This window comes from Mitsuokella jalaludinii DSM 13811, from assembly GCF_000702905.1.
Taxonomy (GTDB): Bacteria; Bacillota; Negativicutes; order Selenomonadales; family Selenomonadaceae; genus Mitsuokella; species Mitsuokella jalaludinii.
The window spans coordinates 36,603-53,285 of the sequence record NZ_JNKR01000008.1 but is presented as its reverse complement, the minus strand read 5'-3'; the positions used below and the strand labels follow the sequence as shown (position 1 = coordinate 53,285).

General features: G+C 64.7%; 15 protein-coding genes. All 15 read left to right on the top strand.

Features of this window, described 5'->3' with window-relative positions; translation table 11 throughout:
- Nucleotides 1-45 precede the first annotated feature (45 nt).
- The 15 genes from nusB (at nucleotide 46) to T518_RS05890 (ending at nucleotide 16,617) form a co-directional block, all read left to right on the top strand.
- On the top strand, nucleotides 46-486 hold the full coding sequence (gene nusB, locus T518_RS05960) for a transcription antitermination factor NusB (RefSeq protein WP_036376759.1): 441 nt from the start codon (nucleotides 46-48) through the stop codon (nucleotides 484-486).
- A 95-nt stretch (nucleotides 487-581) separates the two neighbouring features.
- Nucleotides 582-1,793 (top strand): exodeoxyribonuclease VII large subunit, encoded by a 1,212-nt coding sequence (gene xseA / locus T518_RS05955; RefSeq protein ID WP_036376754.1) that lies wholly within the window; start codon nucleotides 582-584, stop codon nucleotides 1,791-1,793.
- A gap of 31 nt (nucleotides 1,794-1,824) precedes the next feature.
- Nucleotides 1,825-2,067 carry an exodeoxyribonuclease VII small subunit gene (xseB, locus tag T518_RS05950; RefSeq protein ID WP_036376746.1) on the top strand — a complete coding sequence of 81 codons (243 nt, stop codon included), beginning with the start codon at nucleotides 1,825-1,827 and terminating at the stop codon, nucleotides 2,065-2,067.
- Between the two features lie 13 nt (nucleotides 2,068-2,080).
- Nucleotides 2,081-2,959 carry a polyprenyl synthetase family protein gene (locus T518_RS05945; RefSeq protein ID WP_211248183.1) on the top strand — a complete coding sequence of 293 codons (879 nt, stop codon included), beginning with the start codon at nucleotides 2,081-2,083 and terminating at the stop codon, nucleotides 2,957-2,959.
- A gap of 21 nt (nucleotides 2,960-2,980) precedes the next feature.
- Complete coding sequence (gene dxs, locus T518_RS05940) at nucleotides 2,981-4,870, top strand: 1-deoxy-D-xylulose-5-phosphate synthase (RefSeq protein ID WP_036376737.1); 1,890 nt, start codon at nucleotides 2,981-2,983, stop codon at nucleotides 4,868-4,870.
- Between the two features lie 46 nt (nucleotides 4,871-4,916).
- Nucleotides 4,917-5,723 carry a TlyA family RNA methyltransferase gene (locus T518_RS05935; RefSeq protein WP_036376730.1) on the top strand — a complete coding sequence of 269 codons (807 nt, stop codon included), beginning with the start codon at nucleotides 4,917-4,919 and terminating at the stop codon, nucleotides 5,721-5,723.
- Nucleotides 5,724-5,774: 51 nt separating this feature from the next.
- Complete coding sequence (locus tag T518_RS05930; RefSeq protein WP_036376722.1) at nucleotides 5,775-6,629, top strand: NAD(+)/NADH kinase; 855 nt, start codon at nucleotides 5,775-5,777, stop codon at nucleotides 6,627-6,629.
- Nucleotides 6,630-6,707: 78 nt separating this feature from the next.
- Nucleotides 6,708-7,163 (top strand): arginine repressor, encoded by a 456-nt coding sequence (gene argR / locus T518_RS05925; protein WP_036376869.1) that lies wholly within the window; start codon nucleotides 6,708-6,710, stop codon nucleotides 7,161-7,163.
- A gap of 33 nt (nucleotides 7,164-7,196) precedes the next feature.
- Nucleotides 7,197-8,915 carry a DNA repair protein RecN gene (gene recN, locus T518_RS05920; protein ID WP_036376716.1) on the top strand — a complete coding sequence of 573 codons (1,719 nt, stop codon included), beginning with the start codon at nucleotides 7,197-7,199 and terminating at the stop codon, nucleotides 8,913-8,915.
- A 114-nt stretch (nucleotides 8,916-9,029) separates the two neighbouring features.
- Nucleotides 9,030-9,581 carry an NUDIX domain-containing protein gene (locus T518_RS05915; RefSeq protein ID WP_036376711.1) on the top strand — a complete coding sequence of 184 codons (552 nt, stop codon included), beginning with the start codon at nucleotides 9,030-9,032 and terminating at the stop codon, nucleotides 9,579-9,581.
- A 19-nt stretch (nucleotides 9,582-9,600) separates the two neighbouring features.
- Nucleotides 9,601-10,227 (top strand): site-2 protease family protein, encoded by a 627-nt coding sequence (locus T518_RS05910; protein WP_036376706.1) that lies wholly within the window; start codon nucleotides 9,601-9,603, stop codon nucleotides 10,225-10,227.
- A gap of 33 nt (nucleotides 10,228-10,260) precedes the next feature.
- A complete protein-coding gene (locus tag T518_RS05905) occupies nucleotides 10,261-11,028 on the top strand; it encodes a segregation and condensation protein A (RefSeq protein WP_036376701.1) in 768 nt (255 codons plus the stop codon).
- Nucleotides 11,015-11,650, top strand: a complete 636-nt coding sequence (scpB, locus tag T518_RS05900; protein WP_081828439.1) for an SMC-Scp complex subunit ScpB — start codon at nucleotides 11,015-11,017, stop codon at nucleotides 11,648-11,650. Before T518_RS05905 ends, scpB begins: the two co-directional genes overlap by 14 nt.
- 64 nt (nucleotides 11,651-11,714) lie before the next feature.
- The gene (locus tag T518_RS05895; RefSeq protein ID WP_036376696.1) at nucleotides 11,715-14,198 is read left to right on the top strand and encodes a U32 family peptidase; all 2,484 of its coding nucleotides are present in this window, start codon (nucleotides 11,715-11,717) and stop codon (nucleotides 14,196-14,198) included.
- A gap of 34 nt (nucleotides 14,199-14,232) precedes the next feature.
- Nucleotides 14,233-16,617 (top strand): endonuclease MutS2, encoded by a 2,385-nt coding sequence (locus T518_RS05890; protein WP_036376693.1) that lies wholly within the window; start codon nucleotides 14,233-14,235, stop codon nucleotides 16,615-16,617.
- Nucleotides 16,618-16,683: the final 66 nt, after the last annotated feature.

Here is a 16,683-nt window from a genome sequence, read left to right as displayed (position 1 = left end):
GATACATGATTTTAGGAAGGTTAGGAAGGTTAGGAAAGGTTAGGAATGAGTCGTAGACAAGCAAGGGAAGTCGCGCTGCAGGCGCTCTTCCAGTTAGACCTGAACCCGGCGGAAACGGCCGCTCAGGAAGAGATGCAGGAGACGCTCGCCCTCGACACGGCGCTCGGCGAGGCCGAGGCGATGAGTGCGCATGACCGCGCGTTCGCCGCGCAGCTCGTGCACGGCACGCGCGCAAACGTAGAGGCCATCGATGCCCAGATCGCCGCGAACTCGCGCGAGTGGAAGGTGGAGCGCATGGCGGCCGTCGACCGCAACCTCACGCGCATGGCAACGTATGAGATGTGCTTTGCCGAAGAGAAGCTCACACCGAACATCGCCATCAACGAGGCGGTAGAACTGGCAAAGAAGTATGGTACGGATGACTCCAGCCGCTATGTGAACGGGATTCTCGGCGCGATCATGAAAAGCGCGAAGAGCGCAGAGTGACGCAGACAGGAGCCAGACTTTTTGTCTGGCTTCTTTCTTGTAATACGGGAATCTGAAGAAAGACAGGAGAAGGCAGGAGAAGGGGGATTGCTGCCGTGGGGATACACAACGTCAGTGAGGTCACGAACTATATCAAGCGGATGTTCCAGCGCGAGCCCGTGCTCGGCTGCATCCAGGTCCGCGGGGAGCTGTCGAACTTCCGCTGCTACGCCTCGGGCCACTGCTACTTCACGCTGAAGGACGCCGCGTCGGCCATCAAGTGCGTGATGTTCCGGAGCCGCGCGCAGGGCCTGCGCTTCCGACCGGAGAACGGCATGCAGGTCGTCGTCAGCGGCAGCATCTCGGTCTACGAGCGCGACGGTGTCTACCAGCTCTACGCTGACCACATGATGCCGGAGGGCGCGGGCGACCTTGCGCTCGCCTTCGAGCAGCTCAAGGCGAGACTCGCATCTGAGGGGCTCTTCGACGATGCGCACAAGAAGCCCCTGCCGCGCTTCCCAAAGCGCATCGGCATCGTCACCTCGATCTCGGGCGCCGTGCTGCGTGACATCTACCACGTCTCGAAGCGCCGCTGGCCCGCGGTGCAGCTCGTCCTGCGCCCCGTGCTCGTCCAGGGCGAGGAGGCAGCCGCGCAGATTGCCGCGGCCATCGCCTTCTTCAACGAGAAGTACCCCGTCGACGTGCTGATCGTCGGCCGCGGCGGCGGCTCGATGGAGGACCTATGGGCCTTCAACGAGGAGCCCGTCGTGCGCGCCATCTACGCCTCGAAGATTCCCGTCATCTCGGCCGTCGGCCACGAGACGGACTTCACGCTCGCCGACTTTGCGAGCGACCAGCGGGCCGCGACGCCCTCGCAGGCGGCCGAGCTCGCCGTGCCGGACAGAGCAGAGCTCCTGCGCTACACGGAGAGCCTGATGGCGCGCCTCTCGCAGCAGGAGAGGCGCCAGCTGCAGGAGAAGCGCCTGCGCCTCGCGGCCTGCCTCCGCAGCGCCGCCCTGCAGAACCCGCAGCTCCTGCTCGCAGGCCGCTCCCAGCGCCTTGACCGCGCAATTGCCGCGCTCGAGTCGCAGATGAAGGGCCAGATGAAGGAGAAGCGCCACGCGCTCGAGATCGTGCTGCAGCAGCTCGACTACCTGAACCCCGTGCACATCCTGCGCCAGGGCTACGGCATCGTCGAGAAGGAGGGGGCGCCCCTGACGAGCGTCCGCGCCGTAAAGGCAGGCGACCTCCTCACCATCACCCTGAAGGACGGCCGCATCCCGGCGCGCGCCGTAAAGGTGCAGGGAGAGGACAACCAGGAGCAGTGAGCCGGCGGGAAAAGAAAGGAAGAAGTTGCATATGCCAAGAAAGAAAGAGCTCTCGTTTGAGGAATCACTGGAAAAGCTCGAGGCCATCGTCAAGGAGATGGAGGGCGGCGACCTGACGCTCAAGGACCTCATGAGCCATTACTCCGAGGGCGTCGGCCTCGCCAAGAACTGCATGGGCGCCCTCGAGCGCGCCGAGCAGACGATGGACCTGCTCGTCAAGGAGAATGAAGCGACGGGCAAGGTCGAAGAGAGCAAGCTTGATATTGAGGGATAAGGGGAATGATGATATGTTGAAGGAACTTTGGAAAGAGCGTCAGCAGCTGGTCGAAGAGCAGCTCGTCCGTGAACTGGAGCAGGAGCCGCCTCTCGACGCGCGCCTCGCCGAGTCGATGCGCTACAGCCTCATGGCGGGCGGCAAGCGCCTGCGCCCGATCCTCTTGATGGCGGCGGCCGATGCCGTCGGCGCGAAGGGCACGGACTACCTGACGGCGGCCTGCGCCCTCGAGATGATCCACACGTACTCCCTGATCCACGACGACCTGCCGGCGATGGACAACGACGACTACCGCCGCGGCAAGCTGACGAACCACAAGGTCTACGGCGACGGCATGGCCGTGCTCGCCGGCGATGCGCTCCTGACGCTCGCCTTCGAGGTCATCGCACGCCAGAAGCACACGGACCCGGCAACTCTTTTGCGCGTCGTGCAGGAGATCAGCACGGCGGCCGGCATGAACGGCATGGTCGGCGGCCAGGCCATCGACCTCGAGTCGGAGGGCCACCGCATCCCGATGCAAGAGCTCCAGAAGATGCACATGGGCAAGACGGGCGCGCTCTTCCGCGCCGCCCTAAGAAGCGGCGCCATCCTCGCGGGCGCCACGGAAGGTCAGCTCGCGGCCCTGACCTCGTATGCCGAGGGCTTCGGCCTTGCCTTCCAGATCACGGATGACATCCTCGATGTGACGGGCGACGAGAAGCTCATCGGCAAGCCGGTCGGCAGCGACATCCGCAACGAGAAGTCGACGTACGTGACGCTGACCTCGCTTGACGAGGCCCAGCGCCTCGCCGAAGAGACCGTGGACAAGGCGGTCAAGGCGCTCGCCGTTTTCGGCCCTGAAGCCGATTTCCTGCGCCAGCTCGTCCGCTACATGCTCGAGCGAAAGAATTGAGAATTGATGGGGAGTGTTTCCATGTATGCATTGCTCAACCGCATAGAGAAACCCGAGGATGTCAAGGCGCTCACGGTCCGCGAGCTCGAGCAGCTGGCATCCGAACTGCGCCATTTCATCATTGATACCGTCTCGCAGAACGGCGGCCACCTCGCGCCGAACCTCGGCACGGTGGAACTGACGCTCGCGCTCTACAGCGTCTTTTCGTTCCCCGAGGACAAGCTCGTCTGGGATGTCGGCCATCAGGCCTACACCCACAAGATCCTCACGGGCCGCAGGGATGCGTTCAAGACACTGCGCAAGAAGGGCGGCATCACCGGCTTCCCGAACCGCTCAGAGTCCGTCTACGACGCCTTCGGCGTCGGCCATGCGAGCACCTCCATCTCGGCGGCCCTCGGCATGGCCCTCGCGCGCGATGCCAAGGGGGAGAAGAACCAGGTCATCGCCGTCATCGGCGACGGCGCGCTGACGGGCGGCGAGTCGTTCGAGGCGCTCAACAATGCCGGCGACCTCGGCACGAAGCTCATCGTCATCCTCAACGACAACGAGATGTCCATCGACGCCAATGTCGGCGCCATGAGCGAGTACCTCTCGCGCATCCGCATCGCGCCGCAGTACGCGCGCGCCAAGCGCGACATGGGCAGCCTGCTCATGAGCATCCCGCACATCGGCGACAAGGTCTACAAGACGGCGAGCCACCTCAAGGACGGCGTGCGCTCCGTGCTCGTGCCGGGCAGCCTGTTCGAGGAGATGGGCTTCCACTACATCGGCCCGATCGACGGCCACAACATCGGCCTCTTAGAGGAAGTGCTGGCGAGCGCCAAGGAGATGGAGGGCCCCGTGCTCATCCACATCCACACCGTCAAGGGCAAGGGATACAAGCCGGCCGAGCAGGCGCCCGAGAAGTTCCACGGCGTCGGCTGCTTCGACCCGAGCACGGGCAAGTCCGCGAAGAAGGCGGGCTGTGCGCCTTCCTACACCTCTGTCTTCAGCAAGGCGCTGATTGACCTCGCGAAGGACCGCCCCGACATCCTCGCCATCACGGCGGCCATGCCGTCGGGCACGGGCCTCAAGGCCTTCGGCCAGGCGTACCCGAAGCGCTTCTTCGACGTCGGCATCGCCGAGGAGCACGCGATGACGCTGGCCGCCGGCATGGCGGCCGCGGGCATGCACCCCGTCATCGCGCTCTACTCGACGTTCGCGCAGCGCGCCTACGACCAGCTCATCCACGATGTCTGCCTGCAGAACCTGCCCGTGACGCTCTGCCTCGACCGCGCCGGCCTCGTCGGCGAGGACGGCCCGACGCATCACGGCGTCTTCGACCTCTCGTACCTGCGCCAGATGCCCAACATGTGCGTCATGGCGCCAAAGGACGAGGAGGAGCTTCGCCATATGCTCGCGACAGCCATCGCGATAGAGGGGCCCGCTGCCGTGCGCTACCCGCGCGGCGCCGGCCTCGGCGTGCCGCTCACGGACTCGCTAGAGACCTTGCCCGTCGGCAAGGCCGAAGTGCTGCAGGAGGAGGGCACAATCGCCTTCCTGGCCGTCGGCACGATGGTCGAGAAGGCAAAGGAAGCAGCCGCCATCCTCAAAGAGGAGGGCATCGAGGCGGCCGTCGTCAACATGCGCTTCATCAAGCCGCTCGATACAGAGCTGCTCGGCGAGATGGCCCGGACGAAAAGGCTCCTCATCACGGCCGAGGAGAATGTGCTCGCGGGCGGCTTCGGCTCGGCCGTGGCCGAATACCTCGCGGATCACGGCATCGAGGTGCCGCTTTTGCGCTTCGGCATCCCCGACCGCTTCATCGAGCAGGGCACGCGCTGTGAGCTCTTATCGCTCTGCGGCCTGCAGCCCGATGAGATGGCCGAGCGCATCCGCGAGCGGCTGAGCCAGCTGGACGAGAACGCATGATACAGGCATGATACAGGATAGTTGAGAGAAAGAGAAGGGTAAGCGAATGGCAAAAGAACGATTGGATATCCTGCTCGTTGAGCGGGGACTGGCCGGCAGCCGCGAGCGCGCGAAGCGCATGATCATGGCGGGCGAGGTCCTCGTCGACGGGCAGAAGATCGACAAGGCCGGCACGACGGTCAAGGCCGAGGCCGAGATACGGCTGCTCGGCCACGACATCCCCTACGTCAGCCGCGGCGGCCTCAAGCTCGAGAAGGCGATGAAGGAATTCGGCGTGCGGCTGCAGGACAAGGCAGCGGCCGACATAGGCGCCTCGACGGGCGGCTTCACTGACTGCATGCTGCAGAACGGCGCGAAGAAGGTCTACGCCATCGATGTCGGCTACGGCCAGCTGGCCTGGAAGCTGCGCACCGACGCGCGCGTCCGCAACATGGAGCGCACGAACATCCGCACAGTCACGCCGGAGATGATCGGCGAGCCCCTCGACTTTGCCTCCATCGACGTCGCCTTCATCTCGCTGACGAAGGTCCTGCCCGTCGCCTACACCCTGCTCAAGGAGACGGGCGAGATCGTTGCGCTCATCAAGCCGCAGTTCGAGGCGGGCCGCGAGAACGTCGGCAAGAAGGGCGTCGTGCGCGACCCCGCCGTCCACGAGGAAGTCATCCGCAAGGTCACGGCCTTCGCGCGAGAGATTGGCTTCTGCCCGCTCGCGCTGACGTACTCGCCCGTCAAGGGGCCCGAGGGCAATATCGAGTACCTCATCTACCTCACGCGCGCAGCAGGCGAAGACACGGTGACAGAGGAGCGGCTGCAGGAAGTCGTCGCCGAGGCCCATGCGGACCTGGATCATTAATCCATTGCCAGACGCCCAAGCGGAGCTGGGCCATGGCAGAGAGGAGATTCTATGCTGACGATAGCAGTTTTCCCGAATACGAATAAGCCGGAGGCCCCGCGGGTCCTGCAGCGCATCCTCGACTTCTATGCGGACAAGGCGGTGCGCATCATCATGCCGGTGGAGGAGGCGCGCATCTTCCAGCACGCGGGCTACGGCGTCACCGACATCGAGAACATCAAGACAGACATCGCGCTGAGCATCGGCGGCGATGGCACGCTCTTGGGCGTCTGCCGGCGCTACAGCCACCACGCCGTGCCCGTCTGCGGCGTCAACATCGGCACGCTCGGCTTCATGGCCGACATCGAGCTCCACGAGCTCGAGAAGAAATTGCAGAAACTCCTCGACGGCGACTACCGCATCGAGCACCGCCTGCTGCTCGCGGGCTCCGTCATCTCGGGCGGCAAGGAGCGCTTCCTCGGCCACGCCATCAACGACATCGTCGTCAAGGGCGGCGTCGCGCGCATGCTGCACCTCGGCCTCTCGATCAACGAGAGCCATCTGCTCGACTGCAAGGCCGACGGCATCATCATCTCGTCGCCGACGGGCTCGACGGCCTACTCGCTGTCGGCCGGCGGCCCCATCGTGAACCCGAATGTCCGCGCGCTCATCGTCACCCCGATCTGCGCGCACACCTTCAACATCCGCCCGCTGATCATCCAGGAGGACGACGCCGTGCACGTCGCGATCGCCTCCATCCCGCAGGACATCATCGTCACCTTCGACGGGCAGGTCTGCTACCGGCTGCTGCCGGGCGACGAGGTCGTCGTCAGGAAGTCGGAGGCACAGGCGGAGATCATCAAGTTCGAGGACAAGGACTACTACCAGATCCTGCGCACGAAGCTCTGGCGTCCCGCAGGCGAGTAGACCCCTGTGACTGCGCAAGATTGCGTAAAGTGCGTAAAGAAAATGCATAAAGCATAAAGAAGGAAGGCAGGTATGTTGATGAAAGAAAGACGACTGGAGCTGATCCGCGAGATCATCCGCCATGAGATCATCGAGACGCAGGACGAGCTGGCGGCACAGCTGCGCAAGCGGCGCATCGCCGTCACGCAGGCGACGGTCTCGCGCGATATCAAGGAGCTCATGCTCATTAAGGTGCCGACGGGCGACGGCCGCTACCGCTACGCGCTGCCGGCGCAGGAGAATTACGCCTTCACGAAGGAGCGCATGCGCCGCGTCTTCAACGACACGATCGTCGACTGCGACTACAGCGAGAACATCCTCGTCGTGCGCACGCTGCCGGGCGGCGCGAACACCGTGGCCGCCGCGCTCGACTACTGCAAGTGGCCGGAGATCATCGGCACGGTCGCCGGCGACGACAGCATCCTCGTCGTCATCAAGCCCAAGGAGACGGCCCCCGTCGTCCGCAAGCGCATCCTCGACATGCTGCAGGACTGAGCGGGCAGGGCATAGTAGGAGGAAGTACATTCTATGTTGAAATCACTGACGGTCTGGAACTTCGCGCTGCTCGAGCACGTGCAGGTGGAGTTCCAGTCCGGCCTCAACATCCTGACCGGCGAGACGGGCGCGGGCAAGTCCATCCTCATCGACTCGCTCGGCGCCGTGCTCGGCGCGCGCATGTCGGCCGACATGGTGCGCTCCGGCTGCGACTGGCTGCGCGTTGAGGCGGTATTCTCACTCGAGGACGAGTCGCTCGGCCTGCACGAGCTTTTGACGCAGCAGGCCATCGACGACTCGGACAAGGAGCTCATCATCACGCGGCAGCTCACGCGGGCGGGCCGCAGCACGGCGCTCGTCAACGGCTGCCACGTCACGCTGGCCATCCTGCGCCAGATCGGCGCCTACCTCGTCGATATCCACGGGCAGAACGAGAACCTCGCGCTTCTCAAGGAGGAGAACCAGTTCCATCTGCTCGACGGCTACGACCCCGACGTCGCCGAGGCGCTGGCCGCCTATGAGTGCGCCTACCGCGAGTGGCGCGAGAAGAAGAAGGCCTACGAGGAGAAGCAGCAGGCCTCGCGCGAGTACGCGCAGCGCCTCGATATGCTGCACTGGCAGGACAAGGAGATCTCCGAGGCCAACCTCAAGGCGGGCGAGGACGAAGCGCTCGAGGCGGAGATCCGCAAGCTCTCGCACGCCGAGAAGATCGTCGGCTCCATCGAGGAATCGTACGAGCTCCTCGAGGGGGGCGGCGGCAGCGGTCTCGGCGTCCTGCCCGCGCTCTCGCAGGTCAAGAAGGACCTCGAGGACATCAGCCGCTTCGACGATGCGCTCGCGAATGCCCAGAAGATGGTCGAGGAGGCCTACATCTCCCTGCAGGAGGCCTCGTACGAGCTGCGCGACTACGGCGAGAGCGTCGAGTTCAGCCCCGCGCGCCTCGACCAGCTGCAGAGCCGCATGGACGTCATCTACCGCCTCTGCAAGAAGTACGGCGCGACGCTTGGCGATGTGCTCGCGCATCAGGAAAAAGTCGAGCGCGAGCTTTCAGAGATCGAGAACTACGACGAGGACATCGCCGCGCTCGAAAAGGAGATCGCCGTGCTCGAGAAGGAGCTGGGGAAGAAGGCGGCTGCCCTGACGGAGCTGCGCAGAGCCGCGGCCAAGGACCTTTCCTCGGCCATCGAAGAGCAGCTCTTCGCGCTCGGCATGCCGAAGGCACAGCTCGCCATCCGCGTGGAGCCGGCCGCAGACTACGGCCCCCGGGGGCGCGACGAAGTCGCCATGTTCTTCTCGGCCAACCCCGGCGAGGCGGAAAAGCCACTGCAGAGAGTCGCCTCCGGAGGCGAGCTCTCGCGCATCGCGCTCGCCATCAAGACGGTCGCCTCCTCGCGCGACTCGTCCGTGCCGAGCATGGTCTTCGATGAGATCGACACGGGCATCGGCGGCCGCACGGCCCAGATGGTCGCCGAGCGCATCGCCCTCGTCGCGCAGTACAAGCAGGTGCTCTGCATCACGCACCTGCCGCAGATCGCCTGCATGGCCGACGCGCATCTCTACATCTCGAAGCGCACCGAGGAGGGCACGACGGCGACGCAGATCCGCCCGCTCTCCGAGCGCGAGCGCATCAGCGAGATCGCGCGCATGGCCTCAGGCGCCGACATGACGACCGCCTCGCTCGACAACGCGCGCGAGATGGTCTCGCACGCGAAGATGAAGAAGGACGCCTTCCGCCGGGAGGCCAGCTCGTGAGTTTTCCCGCTTTTTCTCATCTTGCGATGGTATGATACGGGCAATGAGTCATGTGAAGCATGATTGATAGATTGATAAGTAAGATAGATAGTCTTGTTTAGGAGGTCAATGGTTATGTATGAGGATCTGATCGAGAAGAAAGTCAGCAGCGAAGATATCTTTGACGGCGTCTTGCTCCACGTCAAGCGCGACACGGTCGAGCTGCCGAACGGCAAGGAGGCGACGCGCGAGTGGATCAAGCATCCGGGGGCATCGTCTGTCATCCCCATCCTGCCGGACGGCCGCATCATCCTCGTGCGCCAGTACCGCTACCCGATTGGCGAGGTGACGCTCGAGGTGCCGGCCGGCAAGCTCGACGCACCCGACGAAGACCCGCTCGTCTGCGCCGAGCGCGAGCTCTCGGAGGAGACGGGCTACACGGCCGCGCGCATCACGAAGCTCACGACGATCGCGACGACGGTCGGCTTCTCGAACGAGAAGATCCACCTCTACGCGGCCGAGGGCCTGACGGCCGGCAAGCAGCACACGGACGAGGACGAGTTCATCAACGTCGTCAAGGTGCCCTTGGAAGAAGCCGTGGCCATGGCGCAGGACGGCCGCATCGTCGACGCGAAGTCCGTCATCTCCATCCTGATGCTCGCCGCCCAGCAGAAAGCCGCCAAGTGAAGCAAGTAAAGGAGAATCTATGTTTGATTTCAATCCGCTCGACCTCATCGCGGGCATCCCGGGCCTGATCATCGCGATGGTCATCCACGAGTACGCGCACGCGCGCGTGGCCGTCGCCCTCGGCGACAGGACGCCGATGCTCATGGGCCGCCTGACGCTCAACCCCGCGGCCCACATCGACCCGGTCGGCCTCATCATGCTCTTCCTCGTGCGCTTCGGCTGGGCCAAGCCCGTCATCATCGACCCGCGCAACTTCAGGAAGCCGCGCCGCGACGACATCCTCGTCTCGCTCGCAGGCCCCGCGGCCAACCTCGTGACGGCCTTCCTCGCGCTCGTCGCGTTGCTCGTCCTCAAGAGCACCATGGGCCACCTGAGCTTCGGCGTCTACCAGGTCTTCCAGCTCATCATCATCTACAACATCAACTTCGCCATCTTCAACCTCATCCCGCTGCCGCCGCTCGACGGCTCGCACGTCCTGATGCAGCTGCTGCCGCCGAGGCTGGCCTACCGCTACGCGCGCCTCGAGCGCTACAGCTTCCTCATCCTCATCGCGCTCATCATGACGCCGGTCCTCAGCATGATCTTCATCCCGCTGCAGCGCCTCATCTGGCAGATCTTCGTGCTGCTCCTGATGCCGTTCTTCTGAGCGCCTTGAGCGGATTGAGATAGTTGAGATAGCATGGACGTTATAAACGACACGAACGCAAAGAAAGACTATACGTTTCACCTCGCCGCCTTCAACGGCCCCTTAGAGCTCCTGATGCACCTCATCGAGAAGAACAAGATCGACATCTACGACATCCCGATCGCGGAGCTCACGCGCCAGTACCTCGACTACCTCGAGGCGATGCGCGAGATGGACATGGAGGTCACGAGCGCCTTCCTCGTCATGGCCGCGACGCTGCTGCAGATCAAGTCGCGCATGATGCTGCCGAAGAAGGCGAAGGAAGAGGAGAGCGAGGAAGACCCGCGCCAGGAGCTCGTCGAGCGCCTGCTCGAGTATCGGCGCTTCAAGGAGATCAGCGAGGTCCTCGGCTCGATGGCCGACCTGCAGGAGCACTTCGTCGGCCGCGCGCCGCTCGACCTGCCCGTGCGCCATCTGCCGCCGGAGAGCCTCGACCTCAACTTGCTCCTGACGGCCTTTCGCGAGGTCATGCATGTAAAAGAAGAGGAGGCAGGGCTGCCGGCCGCCATTGTCCGGCCCGAGCCCTACCATATCGAGGACAAGATGGAAGAGATCGAGGCGCTGCTGCGGGAGCGCGGCGGACGCATGCGCTTCGAGGATGCCTTTGAGCGCGGCACGCGCGGCGAGCTTGTCGTGACATTTCTGGCCCTGCTTGAGCTTATGAAGCAGCAGAGCGTCACAGCCCAGCAGTCGCATCTCTTCGGGACAATCACCATTGTCTGGCGGAACGAAAGGAGAGTGGAAGAGGATGAAAGAGAATGAAGCCGACCGTCAGGCGGAACTGAGCCGCGAGGCGACGCTTGAGGCCGTGCTGTTTGCTGCGGGCAATCCCCTGCCGCTCGCGAGCCTGGCCGCCATCATGGACTGCGAAGAGCCAGACGTGGTCGAGCTCGCACGTGACCTGCAGGCAAAGCTGACCTCCGAAGGCAGCGGCCTGACCGTCCAGCGCGTCGCGGGCGGCTACCAGCTCGTCACGCGGCCCGAGACCTATGCGACGGTCGAGCGGCTGAGCCAGGTCACGGACCGCCACCTCTCGGCGCCGACGATGGAGACGCTCTCCATTATCGCCTTCAAGCAGCCCATCACCAAGCCCGAGATCGAGCAGCTGCGCGGCGTGCGCGTCGAGCGCGCCCTCGCCAAGCTCCTGGAGCTCGACCTCATCTGCGAGCTCGGCCGCAAGCAGGTCATCGGCCGCCCCATCCTCTACGGCACGACGGCGACCTTTCTGCGCTGCTTCGGCCTCGACTCGCTCGACGACCTGCCGCAGCTGCCGGATGTTCCCGAGCAGCCCGAGCAGCCCGGGCAAGCAGACGGGCCAGAAGAGCCAGCAGAGCCGTCGCCTGGAGGCGGCAGCGCGCAACACGAAAACGAACAACACGAATAACATCGACTGAAAAGCGGCACGCGGTTTCCCGTGCTGTTTTTTCGGATTTTCAGGAGGAATTATCTTGGTAGAACTCTTAGCACCCGCCGGCAGCCGCGAGGCACTCGTGGCTGCGGTGGAGAACGGTGCCAATGCCATCTATCTGGCGGGCAATGCCTTCGGCGCGCGCGCCTATGCAAGTAACTTCGACCGCGAGGCGCTGCGCGAGGCCATCCACTTCGCACACCTGCGAAAGGTCGCCATTCACGTGACGGTCAACACGATCGTGGCAGACGAGGAAATGGGACCCCTCAGGGACTACCTGCGCTTCCTCTACGAGGCAGGGGCCGACGCCGTGCTCGTGCAGGACCTCGGCGTCGCGCGTGTCGCCCATGAGACGGTGCCCGACCTGCCGCTCCACGCGAGCACGCAGATGTCGGTCAGCAGCCTCGAGGGCGTGCGGGCGCTCGCGGAGCTCGGCTTCACGCGCGTCGTGCTCGCGCGCGAGCTCTCGCTCAAGGAGATCCGCCATATCTGCGCCCATGCGCCCGTCGAGATCGAGACGTTCATGCACGGCGCGCTCTGCGTCTGCTACTCGGGCCAGTGCCTGATGAGCAGCATGATCGGCGGCCGCAGCGGCAACCGCGGCCGCTGCGCGCAGCCCTGCCGCCTGCCGTACACGCTCGTCGACGAGAAGGGGCAGGACGTGCTCGGCGACAAGGCCGGCTCCTACCTGCTCTCGCCGCGCGACCTCAGCACGATCGACGTCATCCCCGACCTCATCGAGGCCGGCGTCTCGTCGCTCAAGATCGAGGGCCGCATGAAGCGCCCCGAGTACGTCGCGACCGTCGTGCGCACCTACCGCGAGGCCATCGACACGTACTATGCGGGCAAGGGCTATGCCGTCACGCAGGAAGAGCGCGACGATCTCGCGCAGATCTTCAACCGCGACTTCACGACGGCCTACCTTGAGGGACGCCCGGGCAAGGCGATGATGAGCGACCGCCGCCCGAACAACCGTGGCCTGCTCATCGGCCGCGTCACGGCCTACGACTGGGACGCGCGCATCGTCACCGTGAAGCTCAGCGGCCGCCTCGGCCTCGGCGACCAGGTCGACTTCTGGGTCAAGGTCGGCGGCCGCGTGACGGCGACCATCTCCGCCCTGACCGATGCGAAAGGGCGCGCAGTCGAGGAGGGGCAGGCGGGCGACACCGTCTCCTTTGCCATCCCTTCGGCCGTGCGCGACCACGACCGCGTCTTCAAGGTCTACGACGCAAGGCTGATGGAGCGCGCGAAAGAAACGTATGCGTCGGGCGCTCCTGTGCGCCGCATCCCCGTCGCGATCGAGGTCCGCGCCGCCATCGGCGAGCCCTTGACCGTCACCCTCTGCGATGCAGAGGGGCATCGGGGGAAAGGCAGGACCGACTTCATCGGCGAGAGCGCGCGCAAGCGGCCGCTCTCGGAGGAGATTATCCGCAAGCAGGTCAGCCGCCTTGGCACTAGCGTCTATGAGATGCAGAGCCTCACCTGCGAGATCGCGGGTGAGGTCATGGTGCCAATGAGCGAGATCAACGAGGCGCGCCGCAAGGCCGTCGAAGCGCTCGACGCGCTGCGCCTCAAGGAGATCGAAGCGCGTGAGCATCGCCCCGAGCCAAAGTTCACCGACCGCATCGCGCGCCCGATCCCCAAGAAGGCCGACTTCCTCGTCGCCGTCGACACGCTCGGCAAGGCAGAGGCGGCCCTCGCGGCCGGCGCCGACGGCATCCTCTTCGGCGGCGAGTCGTACGAGCACCGCGTCATCGCCCCGGAGGAGTACGAGCGGGCCTGGCAGATGGCCAGAGAGGCCGGCGCGCGCATCGATTTCAACACGCCGCGCATCGTGCATGACGGCCAGCAGAAGCACGTTGAGCGCCTGCTCGCCGCCTTTGCCGCCTTCCCGCCCGACGCCGTCCACGTCCACAACATCGCCATGCTCGCGCTCGTGCGCCGCCTGACGGATTTCGCCATCCACGCCGACTACTCGCTGATCTCCTACAACAAGCAGACGCTCGCCTTCCTCAAGGACTACGGCGCCTCTGGCGCGACGCTCTCGCCGGAGCTCACGGCCAAGGAGATCCGGCAGCTCGCCAAGGAGAGCCCGCTGCCGCTCACGTGCATCGTGCACGGCCGCCTCGAGCTCATGGTCTCGAACTACTGCGTGACAGGCAGCTTTTTAGGCGGCTGTGGCGAGGGCCCCTGCACCCAGCCGTGCACGCGCGGCCACTTCGCGCTCAAGGACCGCAAGGATGCGCTCTTCCCGCTCGCGATGGACCAGTTCTGCCACATGCACGTGCTCAACAGCAAGGTGCTCTCGATGATGCCGCACGCGATGAAGTTTCGCGCCGCGGGCATCGAGACGATGCAGATTGAGGCCAAGGCCATGGGGGAGAAAGAGATCGCGGCCATCGTCAAGGCCTACCGGAAGGCGATGGCCTTCCCCGAAGAGCCCGCGGAGGCCCAGCTCTCCTGGATCCACGAGCAGGAGGGCAAAGACATCACGCGCGGCCACTACTTCCGCGGCGTGCTCTGATTTCCCCAGATGTAGATTGAGATAGAGGTAACTGATGGAACAAGAAACCTATAAGATCATGGAATACGACAGGGTCCGGGAGATGCTCGCGGGCTGTGCCTCCTCGCTGATCGGCAAGGAGCGCGCCCAGACGATGCTGCCGACGAGCGACTTCGACGAAGCCGTCGAGTGGATCCAGCAGACGACAGAGGCCGTGACCGTCCTCGCGACGGCCACACCGCCGTTCGGCGGCATCTTCGACATCCGGCCGCATCTGAAGAAAGTGAAGATGGGGGCCGTGCTCGACCTCGACGAGATCACGAGCATCATGAGCACCCTCTACGCGATGCGAAATATCAAGCACTTCTTCCGCGACAGCGAGGTGGAGGCGCCGACGCTCCGCTCGTGGGCGAGGAGCATCGAGATCCTCGGCCAGCTCGAGCGCCTGCTCGACAACACCGTCGACGAGCACGGCGCCATGCGCGAGGACGCGAGCGTCGAGCTGCGGCGCATCCGCCGCGAGCTTCACGCCGCCCAGGCGCACATCAAGGAGCGCATCTCGAGCATCCTCCACAATGCCGAGTACCAGAAATTCTTCCAGGACGCCATCGTCACCGTGCGCGACGAGCGCTACGTCATCCCCGTCAAGCAGGAGTACCGCTCGCGCTTCCCGGGCATCGTCCACGACCAGTCGGCCACGGGCGCGACGCTCTTCATCGAGCCGATGGCCGTCGTCGAGCTCAACAACGACGTCAAGCAGCTGACGCTCGCCGAGCAGCAGGAGATCCAGCGCATCCTGCGCCACCTGTCCGCCGAGATCAACAAGAACAGCGGGACGCTCGCCGAGAACTGCCGCATCCTCGGCGACCTCGACTTCGCCTTCGCCAAGGCGCGCCTCGCGCAGATGATGGAGGCAAACCGCCCGGAGCTCAACCGCGAGGGCCGCACGGATCTTCGCGAGGCGCGCCATCCCTTCATCGCGAAGGACAAAGTCGTGCCGATAGACATCCGCATCGGCGAGGACTACCGCATGCTGCTCATCACCGGCCCGAACACGGGCGGCAAGACGGTCAGCATGAAGACGCTCGGCATGATGGTGCTGCTCGCCCAGTCGGGCTGCTATCTGCCGACGGCGCCGGACCCCGTCATCGCCGTTTACCCGAACATCTACGCCGACATCGGCGACGAGCAGAGCATCGAGCAGAGCCTCTCGACCTTCTCCGCGCACATGACGCACATCGTGCGCATCCTGAAGCGCGTCGAGGAGGACGACCTCGTGCTCTTAGACGAGCTCGGCGCGGGCACCGACCCCGAGGAGGGCGCGGCGCTCGCCATGGCCATCCTCGAGAAGCTCCTGCAGTTGCGCGCGACGACCGTCGCCACGACGCATTACTCCGAGCTCAAGACGTTTGCCTACTCGCGCGAGGGCATCGAGAATGCCTGCGTCGAGTTCGACGTCAAGACACTGCGGCCGACGTACCGGCTGCTCATCGGCATGCCGGGCGCGAGCAACGCCTTTGCCATCAGCCGCCGCCTCGGCCTCTCAGAATCCCTGATCCTCCGCGCGCAGCAGCTCGTCAAGGCCGACCACGCGCAGTTCGAGCACGTCATCAACGAGCTCGAGAACGAGAAGATGATGTACGAGCAGCGCAACGCCGACATCCTCGAGCGCCAGCAGCGCGTCACCGAGCTCGAGGCGAAAGTCGCGCGCACGAAGGAAGAGCTCGCCAAGAAGAAGGGCGACTTCATCCGCAAGGCGCGCGAGCAGAGCGCCGCGATGGTGCGCCGCACGCGCCGCGAGTCCGAGGCCATCATCAAGGAGCTCAAAGAGCAGTTCGACGACCAGGGCATCAAGCGCCGCCAGCAGGCCATCCAGGACGCCCGCGCGAAGCTCAACGAGGCCTTCGAGAAGTCGCGCCCCGGCATCATGGCCCAGAAGGGCGTCGGCAAGGCCGTGAGCCTCAAGACGATACAGCCCGGCGACATCGTCTACGTCAAGAAGCTCGACCAGAAGGGTACGGTCCTTTCCGTCCAGGGCAAGGAACTGACCGTCCAGATCGGCAGCCTCCACACGAAGGTCAAGGCCTCCGCCTGCCGCTTCCTCGACCATGCGCCCAAAGAGACAAAGGCGGCGGGCGCGCCGGCCGCTTCATCTTCGCGCCGCCAGTCCAACGCCTTCATGCAGAAGACGCAGACAATCGGCCGCGAGATCGACATCCGCGGCATGATGGTCGACGAGGCCGAGGTCGCAGTCGGCAAGTTCCTCGACGATGCCGTCATGGCCGGCCTCTCGCAGGTCCTCATCATCCACGGCAAGGGGACGGGCGCGCTCCGCAAGGGCATCCACGCGTATCTCAAGCATCACCGGAATGTCCAGAGCTTCCAGTTCGCCGACATCACCGAGGGCGGCACAGGCGCGACCGTCGTCGAGCTCAAGTGATGCGCGGTATGCGGCAGATGGACGGAAATGACATCAGGCATAGGCTTTTCCGCGAAAGTGTGGTAA

What these genes read in the sequence shown, in the direction of transcription:
- nusB (WP_036376759.1), top strand. Translation starts at nt 46, where the DNA reads ATGAGTCGTAGACAAGCAAGGGAAGTCGCGCTGCAGGCGCTCTTCCAG.
- xseB (WP_036376746.1), top strand. Translation starts at nt 1,825, where the DNA reads ATGCCAAGAAAGAAAGAGCTCTCGTTTGAGGAATCACTGGAAAAGCTC.
- T518_RS05945 (WP_211248183.1), top strand. Translation starts at nt 2,081, where the DNA reads ATGTTGAAGGAACTTTGGAAAGAGCGTCAGCAGCTGGTCGAAGAGCAG.
- dxs (WP_036376737.1), top strand. Translation starts at nt 2,981, where the DNA reads ATGTATGCATTGCTCAACCGCATAGAGAAACCCGAGGATGTCAAGGCG.
- T518_RS05935 (WP_036376730.1), top strand. Translation starts at nt 4,917, where the DNA reads ATGGCAAAAGAACGATTGGATATCCTGCTCGTTGAGCGGGGACTGGCC.
- T518_RS05930 (WP_036376722.1), top strand. Translation starts at nt 5,775, where the DNA reads ATGCTGACGATAGCAGTTTTCCCGAATACGAATAAGCCGGAGGCCCCG.
- argR (WP_036376869.1), top strand. Translation starts at nt 6,708, where the DNA reads ATGAAAGAAAGACGACTGGAGCTGATCCGCGAGATCATCCGCCATGAG.
- recN (WP_036376716.1), top strand. Translation starts at nt 7,197, where the DNA reads ATGTTGAAATCACTGACGGTCTGGAACTTCGCGCTGCTCGAGCACGTG.
- T518_RS05915 (WP_036376711.1), top strand. Translation starts at nt 9,030, where the DNA reads ATGTATGAGGATCTGATCGAGAAGAAAGTCAGCAGCGAAGATATCTTT.
- T518_RS05910 (WP_036376706.1), top strand. Translation starts at nt 9,601, where the DNA reads ATGTTTGATTTCAATCCGCTCGACCTCATCGCGGGCATCCCGGGCCTG.
- T518_RS05905 (WP_036376701.1), top strand. Translation starts at nt 10,261, where the DNA reads ATGGACGTTATAAACGACACGAACGCAAAGAAAGACTATACGTTTCAC.
- scpB (WP_081828439.1), top strand. Translation starts at nt 11,015, where the DNA reads ATGAAAGAGAATGAAGCCGACCGTCAGGCGGAACTGAGCCGCGAGGCG.
- T518_RS05890 (WP_036376693.1), top strand. Translation starts at nt 14,233, where the DNA reads ATGGAACAAGAAACCTATAAGATCATGGAATACGACAGGGTCCGGGAG.